The sequence below is a fragment of the Pseudoalteromonas sp. MB47 genome, assembly GCF_011319765.1.
GTDB lineage: Bacteria > Pseudomonadota > Gammaproteobacteria > Enterobacterales > Alteromonadaceae > Pseudoalteromonas > Pseudoalteromonas simplex.
Genome location: NZ_VFBD01000014.1, coordinates 44,006 through 62,361, shown reverse-complemented (window position 1 = coordinate 62,361; position 18,356 = coordinate 44,006). Strand labels below are relative to the sequence as shown.

Sequence of the window (18,356 nt, the reverse complement as noted above, 5' to 3'; positions counted from 1 at the left end):
CTGAAAGTGCTTTACAACCCGAAGGCCTTCTTCACACACGCGGCATGGCTGCATCAGGCTTGCGCCCATTGTGCAATATTCCCCACTGCTGCCTCCCGTAGGAGTCTGGGCCGTGTCTCAGTCCCAGTGTGGCTGATCATCCTCTCAAACCAGCTAGGGATCGTCGCCTTGGTGAGCCATTACCTCACCAACTAGCTAATCCCACTTGGGCTAATCTTATGGCGTGAGGCCCGAAGGTCCCCCACTTTGGTCCGTAGACATCATGCGGTATTAGCAGTCGTTTCCAACTGTTGTCCCCCACCATAAGGCATATTCCCAAGCATTACTCACCCGTCCGCCGCTCGTCAGCAGAGTAGCAAGCTACTCTCTGTTACCGCTCGACTTGCATGTGTTAGGCCTGCCGCCAGCGTTCAATCTGAGCCATGATCAAACTCTTCAATTAAAAGTTTTTTGAAACCGAAGTTCCGTGCTCAATGAATTCTGTATAAATTGACTATATAGTCACTCATAAGAAATTGAGACTCTAAATTTTTTTGCTCCACTTAGTAAACTAAGCTTCGCTGTTAGAACTCAATCTGTACGAGTGCCCACACAGATGATTGCTTTATATTGTTAAAGAACGTTGCGACGTTGTCGCTAGGGATGCGTATAATACATCCTTAATTTTTCGAGTCAACACTTAATTTCAAACTTTCTTTCGATTATTTGAAACCGAAGTTTCACTTAACTCTCTGCTACGTTGTTTAGCGTCTTTCGTTGCTGCCCGCCGTGTCAGTGGGGTCGCATTATAGGGAGATGGATTTTTTACGCAAGCACTTTTTTCAATAAAATTTAAAAAAACGTACTGTTCGCTCAGCTTTTGAACTAAACACCCTAAAACTGGCTGTTTAGCAGTCAATTTAGCTCTGTTTTGGTGTATTTATTTGCTTCGCTGTTACACTAGACTGAGCGCATTTTAAAATTAAAAGGTGAATTTATGACTATCCGTTCTTATAAAGGGATCATTCCGACATACGATAATAGTGTTTATATTGATGAGTCATCGGTTTTAGTGGGTGATATTACGCTTGGTAAAGATTCAAGTGTATGGCCTCTTGTTGCTGCGCGAGGTGATGTTAACTATATACGTATTGGTGAACGTACGAATATTCAAGACGGCAGTGTTTTACATTTAACACGTGCCTCTCAGTCAAACCCCGATGGCTACCCTCTTATTATTGGTGATGATGTCACTGTTGGTCATAAAGTTATGCTACACGGCTGCCAACTTGGTAATCGTATACTTGTTGGGATGGGCGCAATTGTGATGGACAACGCAATTGTTGAAGATGATGTGATCATTGGTGGTGGTTCATTAGTACCACCTAACAAGCGTTTAGAGTCTGGTTACCTTTATGTCGGTAGCCCTGTTAAACAGGCTCGCCCTTTAACAGAGCAAGAGCGCGCCTTTTTAAATATCTCTGCTGATAATTATGTTCAGCTTAAAGATGAATACTTAGCTGAGGGCTAAAACACCTCAGTTAATTCGATTTGTCCTGCCGAGTTATACTGCTCATCTTCGATCAGCTGCTCGGCGAGCTCTTCGTAATCGAAACGATAAGATTCAAAGTAATTAACTGCACTGCTTTGATCTGCAAAATCATACTTGCTGGTATCAATAACACACTCCACCATAAAGCCACTAACTTGGGCAAAAAACACCAACTGCTTTTCTTCAGGCTTAAATTCGAGTCTGTCTATAAATTGGATAGCTTGATTCACGCAATTTCTCCTGCTTTAAGCGCGCTAACAACGGGAATGATTTCTGGCATTTTATTGCGCCATACAAAATAAGCCTGTGCCGCTTGACCAACAAGCATGCCACAACCATCGAGAGTTAAACATGTTGGGTTAATCGACTTAACCCAACATGTAAATGTCGTATCATCATTCGCGTAAAACATATCGTAAGCGCACTGACACTTAGCAACGCACTCTTTTGCTATACCAGGCAGCTCTCCCGTTACGCTACTTGAGGTTGAATTAATCACCACATCATAGTTGTTTGCTGGGATATCATTCAAAGCAAAGCCCTGCACATCAATTTCACCATTAAAATGACTCGCTAGCGCCTTTGCTTTTTCGGCGGTACGGTTGGCTATTGTTAAGCTTTCGATTTGCTCATTCAATAATGGCTGAATGACGCCTCGCGCCGCACCACCAGCGCCAATAAGAAGTACTCGCTGCCTTTTTAAGGTGACTTTATTGGCTAAAAGATCTTTAACAAGCCCTACACCATCGGTGTTATCCCCCAGCAGGCTACCATCTTCGAGTTGTTTAATCGTGTTTACTGCTCCGGCTATTTTCGCTTGCTCTGTAAGTTCATCGACCATGGCAAACGCTTGCTCTTTAAATGGCAAGGTGACATTAGCCCCTTTACCACCCGCAGCGAAAAACTCAGCGACAGTTTTTTCAAATGCATCTGTTGGTGCTAAAATGGCGCTGTATTGTATTTGCTCGTTTAATGATGCAGCAAATTGTGCGTGTATTGCGGGTGATTTCGAATGTTTTATTGGATTTCCAAAAACCGCGTATTTGTCCATAGTGAAGCAACCTCTTCGCCCTGTAGAGCTTTATTAATATTATGATTAAACGACTTTTTTCTAAATCGAAACCAACGCCTGAAACACCTACCCCAGAAAAAACACCTTACGAAATTATTGGCGGTGACGCAGGAGCTCGAGCAATTGCAAATCGATTTTACGACATAATGGCCACAGATGAATACGCCAAACCATTATATGATATGCATCCTCAGCCTTTAGATAGAATTCGCCAAGTCTTCTTTGAATTTTTATCGGGCTGGCTGGGCGGCCCTGACCTATTCGTTGAAAAATATGGTCACCCAATGCTAAGAAAGCGTCACATGCCTTTCCCTATTGATCAAGACCTACGTGACCAATGGATGCATTGTATGAATAAAACGCTTGATATCGAGATTGATAACCCACTCCTGCGCGAAGGGTTAAGACAATCGTTATCGCAACTCGCCAGCCATATGATCAATCAAAACTAACGAAGCTTTGCGCTATATCAATGTACGCTTTTTCTAAATAAAGATAATAAATTTTCCTTAATTTAGAAAAAGCGTCGTCGGATGAAGTCTATCCAATTTAAAATTTATGCCTTGTTAGCACTAACAGGCGTATTGGTATTATTTGCCAGTATATTCAGCAGCGCTCAGCAACAGCATGAATTAGCGCAAGATACCGTTGAAAGTAACATAAAACTGCTTGCCGATAATTATTTTGATTCTATTAACACCATGATGCTAACTGGCACTATGGCTAATCGCGAAATTCTGAGTACTAAATTAAGAAGCCATCCTAATATTGCAGACGCCCATATCATTCGTAGTCCAATCGTTAATAAAATTTATGGGCCAGGAAATGCCAACCAAGTTGCGACTAACGATGCTGAACGAAAAGCACTGACAGGCACTGAAGCACTATTTATTGATAATCAAAAAAGTACGATGACTTATCTTAAGCCTATGTTTGCTCGCAGTGATTATAAAGGAACAAACTGCTTAGGCTGCCATCAAGCACAAGAAGGCGATGTGTTAGGTGTAGTAAAAATTAGTTATTCGTTGGCTGATATTGAGCAAGAAGTATCGCAAAACACCTTAACGAATACGCTACTACTAACGACTATTTTCATTACTGCATTTTCACTACTGGCCGTGATGTTTAGAAAAATATTCATCAAACGCTTAAAAGTCATTAGCCACACCATGCACCTGGCAACCACCAATAAAGATTTAAGCCTCACGGTAAATGACAGTAATAATGACGAGCTTAGCTCTCTCGCCACCAGCTTTAATCACATGATAGGCGCGTTTAAAGATAATATTGCCCAAGTCTCTCATTCTTCTAAGGTATTGATCCACTCTGCCGAAAGCATTTATGCCTCAGCAGATACCACCGAGCAAGCGATCTTAAAGCAAAAGCAAGGGACAGATTCGGTCGCTGCCGCCATCAACGAATTAGAAAGCTCATCAAGCGAAGTAAAAAACACCACCCATTTTGCATCTGAGAAGTCTGAGCACAGTAATCAACTTGCGCAGCAAAGCTTACATGTTGCTGAGCACACTGAGCAAAGTATTAATCAACTTGCGGCAGATGTTAGAGCGGCAGCTGAGCAAGTAAGTCAACTACAAACGCAAACGTTAGACGTTGGTAAAGTACTCGAGGTGATCAGTAGCATTGCCGAGCAAACTAACTTACTTGCACTTAATGCTGCGATTGAGGCAGCTCGTGCTGGTGAAGCTGGCCGAGGCTTTGCTGTGGTAGCCGATGAAGTACGTACTTTAGCAACCCGTACCCATGACTCAACCGACGAAATTCGCCGCACTATCGATAAACTACAAGCTGAAGCAGCACAAACCGTTAATACCATGAATAACTCTTGCGAAGAAGCAGACGAAAGAGCAGTTCAAGTTAAGCAAGTTGCAAAAGCTCTACGTGATATTTCTTCGCAGATGAGCGAAATAAATCAACTTAACGTGCAAATCGCTGATGCCACTGAACAGCAAAATCTAGCAGCTGAAGAAATTAACCAAAGCGTTATAGCAATTAGTGACAATGCCGAGCACTCATTGGTTGATGCCCATGAAAACCAAAAAGTCAGTGAAGAGCTGTTGTCGTTAGCACGGTCACTGGATGAACAAGTAAGACGCTTCAAATTAAGCTAAATTGCGCACTTTTCGTGCAACTGCTAGAGTTGTTATATACATTTCATAGTAAATAAGGATGTTTAAATGAAATTTATAACAACTCTTTTAGTCTGCATTGGGATTATTGCAGCGCTATTATTTACCTATCAGCACAGCGTGAATGATACTGCTGATCAACTAAGCACTATTGATCAATATATTTATCAGGATGATATTCAACAGATTGCTCAATCTCTTATCAGTCAAGATAAAACCTCACAGAGCGATAAACATGAACAAAGCATTGTTGATGGTTTTGATAAGCTTATTCAGCACCCTGAATATTTTGAGGTGAAACTTGATTTCTATGCCTGTGATATTAGTCAATGCTTAACACAGGTTAGTGCCCCCATTGATACACCATCTGATAAGTTAGAGATATTAAAAGTAGAAGTGCTATTTAGTGTCTTGGCAGAGCTGCCTAACAGTGACAGTGTCGCCACCCTCGTTGAGGGTGACAACACAATGTTGATTAGAGTGGTTTCAATACTTGATTAAAGCTGCCACTGACGTGCAACTAAATCTGATTCTTTGCTGTTTAACCAATCTTGCGGGCGTAGATAGTACTGATACAGCTTAGCTTCTGGGCTATCTGCAGCAGGTACATAGTTATACTCCCAACGTGCTAATGGTGGCATCGACATCAAAATTGACTCAGTACGTCCGCCGGTTTGTAAGCCAAATAATGTACCGCGGTCCCAAACAAGATTAAATTCAACATAACGACCACGACGATACAGTTGGAAATCGCGTTGCTGTTCGGTTGTCGGCGTGTCTTTACGGCGCTCAATAATAGGAAGGTATGCATCTAAATAGCCATTTCCTACCGCCTGCATAAAGGCAAAGCTTTGTTCAAAGCCGAGCTCATTTAAATCATCAAAGAATAAGCCACCAACACCACGTGTTTCGCTGCGGTGTTTTAGATAAAAGTAATCATCACACCAGTTTTTATATTTGTCGTATACCGATGCACCGAATGGCTGACATAAATCGCTTGCCACCTGATGCCAATGTTGTACATCTTCAAATACAGGGTAATAAGGTGTTAAATCAAAACCACCGCCAAACCACCAAATTGGATCTTCACCTTCTTTTTCGGCAATGAAGAAACGCACATTGGCGTGACTCGTTGGAATATGTGGATTATTAGGATGGATCACTAATGACACACCACATGCATGAAAACTACGACCTGCGAGCTCTGGACGATGCGCTGTTGCAGATGCTGGCATTGACGCGCCAAAAACATGCGAGTAGTTTACCCCACCCTGTTCGATGACATTACCACCTTGGATAACACGAGTACGACCACCGCCGCCTTCTGCACGTTGCCAATTATCTTCAACAAATTTTGCTTTGCCATCGGCACTCTCAAGACCCTGACAAATTGTATCTTGTAAGGCCATTAAATAGGTTTTAACTTGTTCGAGTAGCTCGCTTTGCATGTTTATCCTCTAAATACTTTGCCGGTCGCAGCGTCTTTGATCACACTTGGTTGGCTGTTGCCACCTAACGGCTCATCAACATAAAAATCTACCATGTCAGCAAATTCGCTTTTCGCTTGTGCGATAGTCATTACCGTTTCTTGACCGGTTAAGTTTGCACTTGTTGAAACTAACGGCTTACCAAATTGCTGACACAGGGCTTTTACTGTTGGGTGATCAGTTACACGCACAGCAATAGTATCAAATTGACCAGTTAACCACTTTGGCGTTTCTTTTGCTGCCGGCATCACCCAAGTGATAGCACCTGGCCATTGTGAAAAGATATCAGCACGTTTATCCATGGGGATTTTGGCATCATCTACATACTTTAATAACTGGCCATAATTGTCAGCAATTAAAATTAAGCCTTTTTCTACAGGGCGTTGTTTGATGGCTAAAAGCTTTTCAACCGCAGATTGGTTATCAGGATCGCAACCAAGACCAAAAACAGCTTCGGTTGGGTAAACAATCACACCGCCTTGCTGCAAAGCGTCAATTGCATTGGCTGGTTGTGCAACAGGATCAGACAAAGAAACTCTCCTAAATAAACAAATTACAAGTGCATTAAGATTCGACTAACTTATGCATACACGACTTCTGCGGGCATTGTAACACAACACCTGAGGCAGTTTTCTTTTCGGTCATAATTGGCCAATGACAGGCAGGACACTCGGTCGCCACAGGTTTGTGGTTAAGTGTATATTTACAGCGCGGATAGCCATCACAAGAATAAAAGGTTTTGCCAAACTTATTACTACGCGCAACCAGCTGGCCTTTTTTGCATTTCGGGCAAGCAGGTAACTGAGGGGCACCGTCAGGTTCTTCATCATGTGCAATATAGTGGCACTCGGGATAGCCCGTACACCCAATAAACATGCCGTAGCGGCCATTTTTAATTACCAATGGCTTGCCACACTCTGGGCAGGCACTGTCTTCGAGTACTTTTATTTGTTGGCTATCGTGATGAGCTAATGGGCGGATGTAGTCACATTTAGGGTAACTGGCACAGCCTAAAAATGGCCCTGACTTTGAGTTGCGCATAACCAATTCAGAACCGCATTTAGGGCAAACCTCATACTCTTTTTCGAGTGCATGTTTATCTGCAGAAAAAAGAGAATGGTCGATTTTACTCATAAGATTCCTGTGGGGTTGGCTAATTTTCGCCTAATATACCCAAACTCAACAAAGATACAAGCAAAGTCGAATTAATGTAATACATCGGTTGGTTCGTCAAATATTAAGTCTTCCATTTGTGCGTAAGCTTGCTCTGACCCAGGTACATTAAATAACACCATCAGCACTACCCACTTTAGATCTTCCAAAGAAATAAATGGTTTATCTAAAGCGCAAAGCCTATCTATCACCATTTCGCGGGTTACGGTGTTAATCACACCAATTTGCTCAATAAACATTAAAAAGCCGCGACACTCAACACTTAACATTTGGCATTCACTATCTGTGTAAATACGCATAGCATGTTGTGGTTGGGCATTAAGGTACGGGTAGATATCGCTTTGTTGTAAGTCTGCAAGTTGCTCTAGCCAATCAAGGGCTTTGTAGATTTCAGGTTTATTGAAGCCAGCACGAACTAACTCATCGGTAAGTTCGTTCTCTTCAGTAAAGATTTCAGCTTCACTATGGATATAGTTTTCAAAAAGATACATGAGGATGTCAAACATGTTTATGTCCTCCCAGTCTTATATAACCATCTAGTACTCGTTCGATTTTATCTGCGAGCTCTAGGTCGAGTAACCGAGCTTGTACTTCGTCTACAGGTAATTGGCTGCGCTGTGTTATTTGATCAACACTTGTTACCTCATACCCTATACTTTTGAACACTGGGCAGTCGGGTTCATCTGCTATGGGCTGTTCTATACTATATAGACTGTTTTCACAGAAAAAGCTCACTTCATCAAGAATATCACTAATATTTTCTGTCAATTTAGCGCCTTGCTTAATTAAAAAATGACTCGCCTCTGAAAGTGGGCTTTTTATAGAACCCGGCACTGCAAACACTTCTTTACTCTGCTCAAGTGCATAGCGTACGGTAACCAAAGAGCCACTTTTAATCTGCGCTTCTACAATCAACACACCTAATGATAATCCAGAGATAATACGGTTTCGGCGCGGAAAATTAGCGGCATTAGCAGCAGTGCCTGGTAAGAACTCAGAAACCAATAAGCCCCGCTCTGCAACTTGTTTAATGAGCAAACTATGGCGTTTGGGATAGGCAATATCGATACCCGTACCAAGTACAGCAATGGTGTTTCCTGTTCCTGCTAATGCACCTTTATGGGCTGCGCCATCAATGCCCAAAGCCATACCAGATGTCACCGTCATGCCAACAGAAGATAATTGATGAGCAAATTCAGCAGCTATTTCAAGCCCTGTTGGTGTGGCATTACGGCTACCGACAATTGCTATTTGTGGTGACCGTAATAGCTCAGTGTTACCTAAACAAAATAATAAGATAGGTGCACTGGCTATTTGTTTGAGTAAGGGCGGATAGTTGCTATCAAAATAACTGATCACTTTGATTTTAAGCGTTGATATCTGCTCTTGATAGTGGGCGACTAATTGCCAATCGGTATTAACTAAGTTATCGGCTTGGCTTTGTGATAAGCCCAGCTGCTGAAGCTCTAAACTAGATAACCTAAATAGCTCATCCAGTGGCTGCTTTTGACTTAATGCAATAAGGCTTTTTATCCCAAGCCCTTTACATAAATAAAAGGCAAGCCAATGGGATAGCTTGCCTGAAACCTGTGCCATGCTCCCTCCTTAGAGCGCCCAAATTGTGAGTTAGTTTATAACTGCATAATCTCCAACTCGGATCGGGTGCTGATTTTTCACAATCAATGCGTAGCTAACATTGTCATATACCTTAAACACCATTAGTTCACCGACTTTTTCCTTTGGCATATGCCATACACTACTGTCTTCGTCACTTTCGATACCGAACAGCTCATTTGCGTCAGTCATGAATTTCTCAAGGCTGTTAGAGTCTTCGCGGTAGCGAGGACCATTGCGACCGTCATACACTTCTGGTGATTGACGTTGAATATCGAGGACGAAACCCGGTTTCACTTGGTCCGAGCCTAAGTTTAGTACAACAATATCCATGGTACTAAATTCACGCATTTCATTAGCTGACGCGATTATCGTGCCATCTAAAGCCGTGTCTGGACGTTTCATTGTGAAATAGGCAGGCAACATCTGCCCTTCCATTGCTGGCATTAAAAAGTCATGCGGCTTAATTTCTTGTTTTACTAGCTCAACCTTAACTGAGGCAGGAACGCCATTTGCTACATCACCGCTTCTAAATGAGCGAACAATCGCCACAAGCTCAGCTTTATTCGCCAATACTTCATTGGTCTTTGGATCAACAAGGTCATTTCCTTTTCGATAAACCCCATACGCTTCATTTAAATGCAGGTCGCCTTTAACATAGAGTGTATGCCCCAAGGTGTTCATTTTAGTATTAACACTAGCGCCTAAAATATAGGGTTTATCAGCAATAATTTCGGCGCTAATCGCTTGCTCATAGCTTAAATATGGGCGTAATAATTCCAATGGTAAGGTAGGCACTGCATTTTTGCCTTTTGGAGTGATTCGCCCTTCTGGAGAGAGTTTTTTATAACGCGCATTTTTAACTAAACGAGGATTTCCGTCTTTATCGTAAATTAAAGTGAGAGCATCACCCGGGTATATTAAATGTGGATTCGCAATTTGTGGATTCATTTGCCATAAGTCAGGCCATTGCCAAGGCTCATCTAAATACACACCAGAAATATCCCAAAGTGTGTCGCCCTTTTTTACAACGTATTGTTTTGGCGCATCTTTTTTTATTGTTAACACATCAGCAATTGCAGGAAAAGCACTGCTAAAGGCTAGCAAAGCCGCAACTAGTGGGTATCTCATTTGGCTTCCTTGTGTTGTTTTTCGATTATTATCAACCAAAACCTGTTAAAGGTGAACACGAATGGCTAAAATAAGAGCATACAATACCCTAAATGAATCACAAGTGTAAAAGGTAACTATGGCTAGGTTAGAAGTTTTAAGATTTCCGGATGAGCGTTTACGTACAATCGCGAAAGAAGTGCCAGAAGTAAACGATGAAGTTCGTCAAATCGTCAAAGACATGCTTGAAACTATGTATGACGAAAACGGTATCGGCTTAGCAGCAACGCAAGTAGATATCCACCAGCGCATTGTGGTGATCGATGTATCTGAAGAGCGCGACCAACCGTTAGTGTTAATCAACCCAGAAATCACCAAAAAAGATGGTTCAACGGTGAGTGAAGAAGGCTGTTTATCAGTTCCTTATTCATATGCAAAAGTTGACCGCGCAGAAACAGTCACTGTTAAAGCGCTTAATGAAAATGGTGAAGAATTCAGCCTAGACGCTGACGAGCTATTAGCGATTTGTATTCAGCATGAGCTTGATCACCTTAAAGGCACTCTATTTATTGATTATCTATCACCTTTAAAGCGCCAACGAATCCGTAAAAAGCTTGAGAAAGAAGCTAAGCTGGCAGCTAAATCATAAGTTAATCAATAGGAATATCTGTGACACAACCATTACGCATTATTTTTGCTGGTACGCCGGATTTTGCTGCGCGCCATTTACAAGCACTGATTGACTCAGAGCACGACATTGTTGGTGTATATAGCCAACCAGATCGCCCAGCGGGCCGAGGTAAAAAGCTAAAAGCCAGTGAAGTTAAAGAGCTGGCGCTTGCTCATGATTTACCTGTATTTCAACCGCAATCACTCAAATCAGATGAAGCGCTTGCAGAGCTTACCAGCCTGAACGCCGATATTATGATTGTAGTGGCGTACGGCTTACTGTTACCAAAAGCGATTTTAGATGCACCGCGCTTAGGCTGCTTAAACGTGCATGGCTCTATTTTACCGCGCTGGCGTGGTGCTGCACCGATCCAACGTGCTATTTGGGCTGGTGACAATGAAACCGGTGTAACAATAATGCAAATGGATGAAGGCTTAGATACAGGCGACATGCTGCATATCAGCCGTTGCCCAATTGATAGCACAGAAACCAGTAGCTCTTTATACTATAAGCTAGCTGCATTGGGTCCTGATGCACTGATCAGTACAATCAACCGTCTTGCTGCAGGTGAAATCACTCCAGAAAAGCAAGATGACGCACAAGCTAATTACGCTAAAAAGTTATCAAAAGACGAAGCCAATATTGATTGGTCAATGGATGCTGCGCAAATTGAGCGTAATATCCGCGCTTTTAATCCATGGCCTGTTTGTTTTACCGAAATGGCAGGACAAACAGTAAAAATTTGGCAAGCCGAAGTTGTATCGCAAACTGCACAAGCCGGTAAAATCATTGCTGCTGATAAGCAAGGTATTACTGTTGGCTGTGGGCAAGATGCACTTAAAATCACCCTTCTTCAACCGCAAGGTAAAAAACCAATGGCTGTTACTGACTTTTTAAATGGTCGCAGTGATTGGGTCGAGCCTGGCTCAGTATTAGGTCAAAGCAATGAGTAATGTAAGAGCACTTGCTGCTGAAACCCTTTACAACGTAGTCGATAAAGGCGCGTCGCTTAATCAAGAGCTACCTTTTGCAAGCCAGGGTTTATCGCCGAAAGATAAAGCCTTACTACAACAAATTTGCTACGGTGTGCTGCGCTATTTACCTAGCCTAGAAAATTATTGCCAGCAACTTTTAGATCAACCACTAAAAGGTAAGCGCCGTATTTTCCAGTTCTTGTTGTATGTGGGTATTTACCAACTTCAACATATGCGTGTACCGCCTCATGCAGCAATCAGCGAAACGGTTAATGCGCTTCAGCAAATGCGCGCACTGGGTTTAAAAGGTCTGATTAACGCGATTTTACGTAGTTTCCAACGTGAGCAAGCTGAGCTTGAAGAAAAAGCAAAGCAAATTCCTGTTTGCAAATTTAACCACCCAGGTTGGTTTATCAAACAAGTTACTGCAGCTTATCCTGATAACTGGCAAGAAATTCTTGAAGCGAATCAGTTGCAAGCACCTATGTGGTTACGTGTAAACCAAGCGCAGTACAGCACCCAAGAATACAGCGAGATGCTTAAAGCAAATGATATTGAGCATACCCTTAATGCTGATTTTCCTGATGGTATTAAACTAGCTAAACCGTGTGATGTATACGCATTACCAGAGTTTGATACCGGTGCCTGCTCAGTTCAAGATGCAGCGGCGCAATTAGCAGCACGCTTTTTAGATCCACAAAATGATGATGTCATTTTAGATGCGTGTGCAGCGCCAGGTGGTAAAACGTGCCATATCCTAGAACTTGCCGACGCTGACGTATTAGCACTAGATAGCGACAGCGAGCGTCTAGAACGTGTTAAACAAAACTTAGTGCGTATTGGCTTGGCTGCCGATCTACAATGTGCCGATGCTTCACAACCCCATATCTGGTGGGATGAACAGCAATTTGACCGTATTTTGCTTGATGTGCCTTGTTCAGCAACTGGCGTGATCCGTCGTCACCCTGATATTAAGTGGTTACGTCGTGCATCTGATATTGAAGATCTAGCTAACTTACAAGGCGATATCCTAAATAGCATTTGGCCTCTACTTAAGCCTGGTGGTACGTTAGTTTATGCGACCTGCTCTGTATTACCGCAAGAGAACCAACAACAAGTTGCGAAGTTCCTTGCCAATAATCAAAGTGCTGAACACATACCTTTGCATGAAAACGACACCCCTACTTTACCTGGTCTGCAATTACTGCCTGGTGAAAGTGACGGTTTCTATTACGCAAAGCTAGTTAAAAAACACTAATAAGAACAAGCTATGAAAATAATCATACTCGGTGCCGGACAAGTTGGTGGCACATTGGCAGAAAACCTCGTAGGTGAGCAAAATGAGATCACCGTTGTCGATATCGACGGTAACCGTTTGCGAGAGCTACAAGATAAGTACGACTTACAAGGTGTTACCGGTCACAGTGCGCATCCCGATGTATTGCGTCGCGCAGGCGCAGAAGACGCCGATATGATTATTGCCGTAACCAGTTCAGATGAAGTGAACATGGTTGCTTGCCAAGTTGCTTATAGTATTTTTAACACACCAACCAAAATTGCCCGTATTCGCTCAGAGCAATACTTAAAGTACCGTGAAAAGCTATTTCATAATGACGACTTACCTGTTGATCACTACATTGCTCCTGAAGCGCTGGTAACTAAGTATATTCGTCGCTTAATCGACTATCCGGGTGCTTTACAGGTATTACAATTTGCCGATGGCATGTTATCGCTGGTTGCGGTGAAAGCCTATTACGGTGGTTTGCTGGTGGGTTATGCACTTTCAGCCTTGAAAGAGCACATCCCGAATGTCGAAACCCGGGTAGCGGCTATTTATCGTCAAGGTAAAGCGATTAAACCACTTGGCACAACCGTTATCGAAGCGGACGATGAAGTGTTCTTTATCGCTGCAACAAAGCATATTCGCGCAGTCATGAATGAACTTCAAAAGCTCGAACGTTCATACAAAAAGATCATGATCGCCGGTGGTGGTAATATCGGTGCGGGCCTTGCGCGTTCACTTGAGAAAAACCACAGCGTTAAGCTGCTTGAGCGCAATAAAGAGCGTGCAGCACAGCTTTCTGAAATGCTTGATAACACCGTCGTATTTTGTGGCGATGCCTCTGATCAAGAACTGTTATCTGAAGAACATATTGAACAAGTAGATGTTTTCATTGCTGTTACCAATGATGATGAAGCAAACATTATGTCTGCGATGCTGGCAAAGCGTATGGGCGCACAAAAAACCATGGTGCTTATTCAGCGTGGCGCTTATGTAGACTTAGTACAAGGTGGTGAGATTGATATTGCTATTTCGCCTCAGCAAGCCACTATTTCAGCACTACTAACACACGTTCGCCGTGGTGACATTGTTAATGTTTATTCGTTACGTAAAGGCGCAGCAGAAGCTATTGAAGCTGTCGCTCATGGTGATGAGCATACATCTAAAGTTGTTGGCCGAGCAATTGCTGAGATTAAGCTACCAGCTGGAACTACCATTGGTGCAATTGTACGTAACGATGATGTGCTGATTGCCCATGACGATACCGTTATTCAGTCTGGCGACCACGTTATCATGTTCTTGATTGATAAAAAGCACATTACAGTTGTTGAAAAGCTATTCCAAGTAAGTGCTATCTTCTTGTAAACGAACGCTTATAAACGAAAAAAGCAGCCATGACAGCTGCTTTACGACTCTTGAAGTGAAAGTACCTAACTTTTCTAAAAGATTCTACTGAATTTGAGCAAACTCTTCTTTTGAAAGTTCGCCATTACCATCGCTATCTAACTCTGGAAATAACTTTTCAAGCTGCATATTTGCAGACGCTTCTTCTTTGCTGATCACACCATCACCGTCGGTATCGAACGTTGCAAAGCTTACGCCTTGTGCAAAGGCTGCTGATGATGTTGCTAGTGCTAAAATTGCGATTGTTGTGCTTAACTGTTTCATAATAACTACCTTAAATTTTAAAAGAGTGAAATCCGTTTCTGAGATCCTTGCTTAGTGGAAACTGGTATAACTACGTACTAATTCAGTTATTCGGCTTCAGAGAACTCAGCTTCAGTAAGAACGCCGTCGCCATTCACATCTAGTGTTTTAAACTGCGACATAATTTTTGCGTCAACGGCTGCTTCACTTTTGCTAACCACGCCATTACCGTCAACATCTAGAGTGTCAAAGTCAGATGCTGCAAAAGCTGCTGATGATGATGCAAGTGCGATTAAAGCTAATGTTTTGTTTACTGTTTTCATAATCATATTCCTTCAATATTAAGAGTGTTAGCTGATCACACTTCCAGTGTTGTCCTTTGTCATGGATTCCCTTATCCATTTAGGCTGTCTTTGGCAGCTCAGAACTAATCAGCTAAAAAAACTGGTTTTGCTTAATCACATTAAGCTTTTGAAAATTCTTGTTTCGATAACTCACCGTTACCGTCAGTGTCTAGTTCACTGAATTTGCTCATAAGCTCTGCATCTACCGATGCTTCGCTTTGGCTGATAACACCATTGCCATCAACATCTAAGGTATCGAAGTCACTCATCGCAAATGCTGCAGATGAAGATACAAGTGCCATAAGTGCTAGTGTTTTATTTACTGTGTTCATAATGTCATTCCTTCAAAATGTGTTGTCTTGAGTTAGAAATCCTTTTCAGTGCGTCCTTACAATGAAATTAAGCTTTTGAGTACTCTTGTTTTGACAGCTCACCGTTGCCGTCTGTATCAAGCTCTTTAAATTGGCTCATTAATGCTTCGCTTACAGATGCTTCGCTTTTGCTGATTGCGCCATCACCATTAACATCTAATGTGTCAAAGTCAGCGGCAAATGCTGCAGATGAAGTTGCAAGAGCTACAAGTGCTAAAGTTTTGTGTAACGTTTTCATAATCACTATTCCTTCAATGTTGTCTCAACTGTGATAAAGGATATGTTCCTGAATCAGTTTTTCTCTGTGTTCGCTAAGGCTATTTCAACTTCGATGCCAAAGTTAAAAAGAACAATAAAATCAGTGCATTAAATTAAAACACCGAGAATTAGGGGGAAATAACGCGATTTATTTGTTGCTGTTTTGCAACAAGCTCGGTGGTTGGTTTTTTGTCACCTTTAAAATCAATAAGTTACAAATATTAAAATGGAGACAATAGCGATTAATTCGGATTAGAAAACAGAAAAGTTAGGGATTGGAAAATAAATACTATCTGAACAACAAAACTTAAAGAAAAAAATCGAAATTAATTTAATTAGTAATACATTGATTTAATTGGTTATTTAAATTTATTTATAAAATAATTTTAATATCTGTGGGGTTAAATTGAGGAAAATAGCCATTTTGTTGCAAAATGGCGAATTGGCATTAACTATCCAACACTGAAAGGTCAATTAAGTGCTCTTTCATAAACGCTTTCATTTCATCTTCACTGGTATCAAGCTGTACACCGAACATAAAGCCACCCGCTCGCTTGCGTACGCTGCATACCTTGCCACTAAACTCACGTTTACTTAGGGTGATTTGGCAGCTTTGTCCTTTAAAAGCGCTTAAGTCCTCCTTGCTATTAATATCAAACTGCACACCTGTCACAGAAATATCTTTAATAAGCCCTGCCAGTTTTTGCTCTGCAATGACTAAGTTTGCAGGGAATAACGTAGGAATACGCGCTTCACTACGCAAACTATAAAGCTGCACTTGCTGAGGGAAGTCAAGAAAGATTAAGCGATAAGGGTGCGATGATAAGGCGCTTATTTGCTGGCGAAAAGCAATTACTTGACCACCGCCCGCTTCGAGCACAGCCCGTATAATCACCATCACACCGTCTTTGATGAAATCACTGCCGTTCGCCAATCGCTTTGAGGAAGGGTAATTTAAGATGATGTATTGCTCATTCATCAAGCCAATAAACTCTGTTTTCACACGCTTACTATTTGTTGGTGTGATAATTTCCACATCAACTAAGCTACCAGCAGGAATACAGGTTAACTTTTCTAAATTTAATTGCTTTTGGGTTTTTGGCACTTTTTTGATCTCCATTCCTAGAGAGTTATCCGCCGTTTACCCTCGCCAAAACGTTGGGGTAAATAACACTAATAAAGTAAATATTTCTAAACGACCAAATACCATCGCAATAGTAAGTAGCCATTTTGCCGTATCAGAAATCGCGCCGTAATGAGCAGCGACTTCACCTAAACCAGGGCCTAAGTTATTTAAGCAAGCAGCGGTTGCTGAGAATGCACTGATGTTATCCATACCGGTGCCCATCAGCGCCAACATAATAATGACGAACACTAACGCATAGGCTGAGAAAAAGCCCCAAACGGCTTCTACAACTTTATCTGGGAGTGCTTTTCGGCCTAATTTAATTGAATAAATAGCCCTCGGGTGCACTAGACGATTAAGTTCACGAATACCTTGTAGGTAAAGTAAGAACACCCGCACGACCTTCATACCACCACCGGTAGATCCGGCACAGCCGCCAATAAAACTTGAAAAGATAAGTAAAATAGGTAGGAACAGCGGCCATGCTGAGAAGTTATCAGTCGCAAAGCCCGCGGTTGTACTCATTGAAACCGCTTGGAACATGGCTTGGTCGAGAGTCTCATCACCATCGGCATAAATATTATTTGATGACAGCACAGTAAAGCAGACAATAACTAAGGCTAATTGAATCAATAAAAACACTTTGAATTCAGGGTCGCGTAAATAAACACGAATATTGCGTGACGATACAGCTGCATAGTGCAGCGAAAAGTTAATGGCTGCGATCAGCAAAAACACGACACAGATAAAGTTAATTAATGGGCTATCAAACTGCCCCATTGATGCGTCGTAGGTAGAGAAGCCGCCAATCGCAATCGTAGAGAATGCATGACATATTGCATCAAACCAATCCATCCCTGCAGCCCAGTATGCAAGCGTACAGGCAATCGTCAGCGATACATAGATATACCAAAGGTGCTTTGCAGTATCGGCAATACGCGGTGTCATTTTTGAGTCTTTAACCGGACCAGGTGTTTCTGCACGGTATAGCTGCATACCACCGACACCTAGCATAGGCAGTACCGCGACCGCTAGTACGATGATCCCCATACCACCTAGCCATTGCAGTTGCTGGCGATAAAAGAGCACTGATTTAGGTAGGTATTCTATGCCCGTAAGTACGGTAGCCCCTGTCGTTGTCAGCCCAGAAAAGGCCTCAAATACGGAGTCAGCTAGGGAGAGGTTAGGTTCTTGTAAGAACACTAAAGGCACCGCAGCGAAGGTACCTAGTACTAACCAGAACAAGACCACAATCAAGAAGCCTTCACGGGCTTTAAGATCACCATGTTCATGACGGTTTGGATAATAAGCCGCTAAACCAATTACAACACTAAAGATAAAAGCGAGAACGAATGGCACACCACCACCGTCTTTGTAGATCAAAGACACCAGTGCCGGTGGCACCATAGTGATACTAAATAACGCCACCAGCTGGCCGAGAATTTTTATTATGGTACGAAATTGCATCTAGGCGTATCGCTTTCTTATTAAATGTTTAGCTAATACAGTTTATTGTCTTACAGGCTTAATTGTAAGTAAACGGAATGTAT

At 42.2% G+C, this 18,356-nt stretch carries 22 protein-coding genes and 1 rRNA gene; 8 read left to right on the top strand and 15 right to left on the bottom strand.

The window, feature by feature from the left end; translation table 11 throughout:
- Positions 1–442, bottom strand: a 16S ribosomal RNA gene (locus tag IMPJCBKJ_RS08495); the annotation flags it as partial.
- Positions 443–976: 534 nt separating this feature from the next.
- On the opposite strand from IMPJCBKJ_RS08495, the gene IMPJCBKJ_RS08490 reads away from it, so the two are divergent.
- Entirely contained in the window at positions 977–1,510 is a 534-nt protein-coding gene (locus IMPJCBKJ_RS08490; protein ID WP_166339792.1) for a gamma carbonic anhydrase family protein, read from the top strand.
- On the opposite strand, the gene IMPJCBKJ_RS08485 is transcribed toward IMPJCBKJ_RS08490, so the two are convergent.
- Both IMPJCBKJ_RS08485 and aroE read right to left on the bottom strand, forming a co-directional pair.
- Positions 1,507–1,761, bottom strand: coding sequence for a DUF1488 domain-containing protein (locus tag IMPJCBKJ_RS08485; RefSeq protein ID WP_054554756.1), 255 nt, complete (start codon positions 1,759–1,761; stop codon positions 1,507–1,509). The two genes, IMPJCBKJ_RS08490 and IMPJCBKJ_RS08485, sit on opposite strands and share 4 nt — an antisense overlap.
- Positions 1,758–2,582 carry a shikimate dehydrogenase gene (gene aroE / locus IMPJCBKJ_RS08480; protein ID WP_138617961.1) on the bottom strand — a complete coding sequence of 275 codons (825 nt, stop codon included), beginning with the start codon at positions 2,580–2,582 and terminating at the stop codon, positions 1,758–1,760. The genes IMPJCBKJ_RS08485 and aroE overlap by 4 nt, the downstream gene beginning before the upstream one ends.
- 41 nt (positions 2,583–2,623) lie before the next feature.
- Here aroE and IMPJCBKJ_RS08475 point away from each other — a divergent pair, with 41 nt between their 5' ends.
- From IMPJCBKJ_RS08475 to IMPJCBKJ_RS08465, 3 genes are all read left to right on the top strand, one after another.
- The gene (locus IMPJCBKJ_RS08475) at positions 2,624–3,055 is read left to right on the top strand and encodes a group II truncated hemoglobin (protein ID WP_166339790.1); all 432 of its coding nucleotides are present in this window, start codon (positions 2,624–2,626) and stop codon (positions 3,053–3,055) included.
- Between the two features lie 81 nt (positions 3,056–3,136).
- Complete coding sequence (locus IMPJCBKJ_RS08470) at positions 3,137–4,732, top strand: methyl-accepting chemotaxis protein (RefSeq protein WP_138617965.1); 1,596 nt, start codon at positions 3,137–3,139, stop codon at positions 4,730–4,732.
- Positions 4,733–4,798: 66 nt separating this feature from the next.
- Complete coding sequence (locus IMPJCBKJ_RS08465; protein ID WP_166339788.1) at positions 4,799–5,251, top strand: hypothetical protein; 453 nt, start codon at positions 4,799–4,801, stop codon at positions 5,249–5,251.
- On the opposite strand, the gene hemF is transcribed toward IMPJCBKJ_RS08465, so the two are convergent.
- From hemF to IMPJCBKJ_RS08435, 6 genes are all read right to left on the bottom strand, one after another.
- Positions 5,248–6,198 carry an oxygen-dependent coproporphyrinogen oxidase gene (gene hemF / locus IMPJCBKJ_RS08460; protein WP_138602077.1) on the bottom strand — a complete coding sequence of 317 codons (951 nt, stop codon included), beginning with the start codon at positions 6,196–6,198 and terminating at the stop codon, positions 5,248–5,250. The genes IMPJCBKJ_RS08465 and hemF overlap by 4 nt on opposite strands.
- 2 nt (positions 6,199–6,200) lie before the next feature.
- On the bottom strand, positions 6,201–6,767 hold the full coding sequence (locus IMPJCBKJ_RS08455) for an L-threonylcarbamoyladenylate synthase (protein ID WP_054554765.1): 567 nt from the start codon (positions 6,765–6,767) through the stop codon (positions 6,201–6,203).
- 34 nt (positions 6,768–6,801) lie between these two features.
- The gene (locus IMPJCBKJ_RS08450) at positions 6,802–7,371 is read right to left on the bottom strand and encodes a type I DNA topoisomerase (protein ID WP_166339786.1); all 570 of its coding nucleotides are present in this window, start codon (positions 7,369–7,371) and stop codon (positions 6,802–6,804) included.
- A gap of 71 nt (positions 7,372–7,442) precedes the next feature.
- On the bottom strand, positions 7,443–7,916 hold the full coding sequence (locus tag IMPJCBKJ_RS08445) for a DUF494 family protein (RefSeq protein ID WP_054554767.1): 474 nt from the start codon (positions 7,914–7,916) through the stop codon (positions 7,443–7,445).
- On the bottom strand, positions 7,909–9,006 hold the full coding sequence (gene dprA, locus IMPJCBKJ_RS08440) for a DNA-processing protein DprA (protein WP_166339784.1): 1,098 nt from the start codon (positions 9,004–9,006) through the stop codon (positions 7,909–7,911). The genes IMPJCBKJ_RS08445 and dprA overlap by 8 nt, the downstream gene beginning before the upstream one ends.
- A 30-nt stretch (positions 9,007–9,036) precedes the next feature.
- Complete coding sequence (locus IMPJCBKJ_RS08435; protein ID WP_054554769.1) at positions 9,037–10,155, bottom strand: LysM domain-containing protein; 1,119 nt, start codon at positions 10,153–10,155, stop codon at positions 9,037–9,039.
- 118 nt (positions 10,156–10,273) lie between these two features.
- On the opposite strand from IMPJCBKJ_RS08435, the gene def reads away from it, so the two are divergent.
- From def to trkA, 4 genes are read left to right on the top strand one after another with little or no spacing between them, the layout of a single operon-like run.
- Positions 10,274–10,783: a peptide deformylase gene (gene def / locus IMPJCBKJ_RS08430; protein WP_054554770.1), complete on the top strand. Its 510-nt coding sequence runs from the start codon at positions 10,274–10,276 to the stop codon at positions 10,781–10,783.
- Between the two features lie 20 nt (positions 10,784–10,803).
- Positions 10,804–11,757 (top strand): methionyl-tRNA formyltransferase, encoded by a 954-nt coding sequence (fmt, locus tag IMPJCBKJ_RS08425; protein ID WP_166339782.1) that lies wholly within the window; start codon positions 10,804–10,806, stop codon positions 11,755–11,757.
- A complete protein-coding gene (rsmB, locus tag IMPJCBKJ_RS08420; protein ID WP_054554772.1) occupies positions 11,750–13,036 on the top strand; it encodes a 16S rRNA (cytosine(967)-C(5))-methyltransferase RsmB in 1,287 nt (428 codons plus the stop codon). The genes fmt and rsmB overlap by 8 nt, the downstream gene beginning before the upstream one ends.
- Before the next feature lie 12 nt (positions 13,037–13,048).
- Positions 13,049–14,425, top strand: coding sequence for a Trk system potassium transporter TrkA (trkA, locus tag IMPJCBKJ_RS08415; protein ID WP_054554773.1), 1,377 nt, complete (start codon positions 13,049–13,051; stop codon positions 14,423–14,425).
- Positions 14,426–14,509: 84 nt separating this feature from the next.
- On the opposite strand, the gene IMPJCBKJ_RS08410 is transcribed toward trkA, so the two are convergent.
- From IMPJCBKJ_RS08410 to IMPJCBKJ_RS08385, 6 genes are all read right to left on the bottom strand, one after another.
- The gene (locus tag IMPJCBKJ_RS08410) at positions 14,510–14,728 is read right to left on the bottom strand and encodes an EF-hand domain-containing protein (protein WP_054554774.1); all 219 of its coding nucleotides are present in this window, start codon (positions 14,726–14,728) and stop codon (positions 14,510–14,512) included.
- Positions 14,729–14,814: 86 nt separating this feature from the next.
- Positions 14,815–15,030, bottom strand: a complete 216-nt coding sequence (locus IMPJCBKJ_RS08405) for a calmodulin (protein WP_054554775.1) — start codon at positions 15,028–15,030, stop codon at positions 14,815–14,817.
- A gap of 140 nt (positions 15,031–15,170) precedes the next feature.
- Positions 15,171–15,383, bottom strand: a complete 213-nt coding sequence (locus IMPJCBKJ_RS08400) for a calmodulin (protein ID WP_054554776.1) — start codon at positions 15,381–15,383, stop codon at positions 15,171–15,173.
- A 67-nt stretch (positions 15,384–15,450) separates the two neighbouring features.
- Positions 15,451–15,660, bottom strand: coding sequence for a calmodulin (locus tag IMPJCBKJ_RS08395; protein ID WP_054554777.1), 210 nt, complete (start codon positions 15,658–15,660; stop codon positions 15,451–15,453).
- Positions 15,661–16,128: 468 nt separating this feature from the next.
- Positions 16,129–16,785, bottom strand: a complete 657-nt coding sequence (locus tag IMPJCBKJ_RS08390; RefSeq protein ID WP_300357340.1) for a flagellar brake protein — start codon at positions 16,783–16,785, stop codon at positions 16,129–16,131.
- Between the two features lie 36 nt (positions 16,786–16,821).
- Positions 16,822–18,273: a TrkH family potassium uptake protein gene (locus IMPJCBKJ_RS08385; RefSeq protein WP_054554779.1), complete on the bottom strand. Its 1,452-nt coding sequence runs from the start codon at positions 18,271–18,273 to the stop codon at positions 16,822–16,824.
- Positions 18,274–18,356 lie beyond the last annotated feature (83 nt).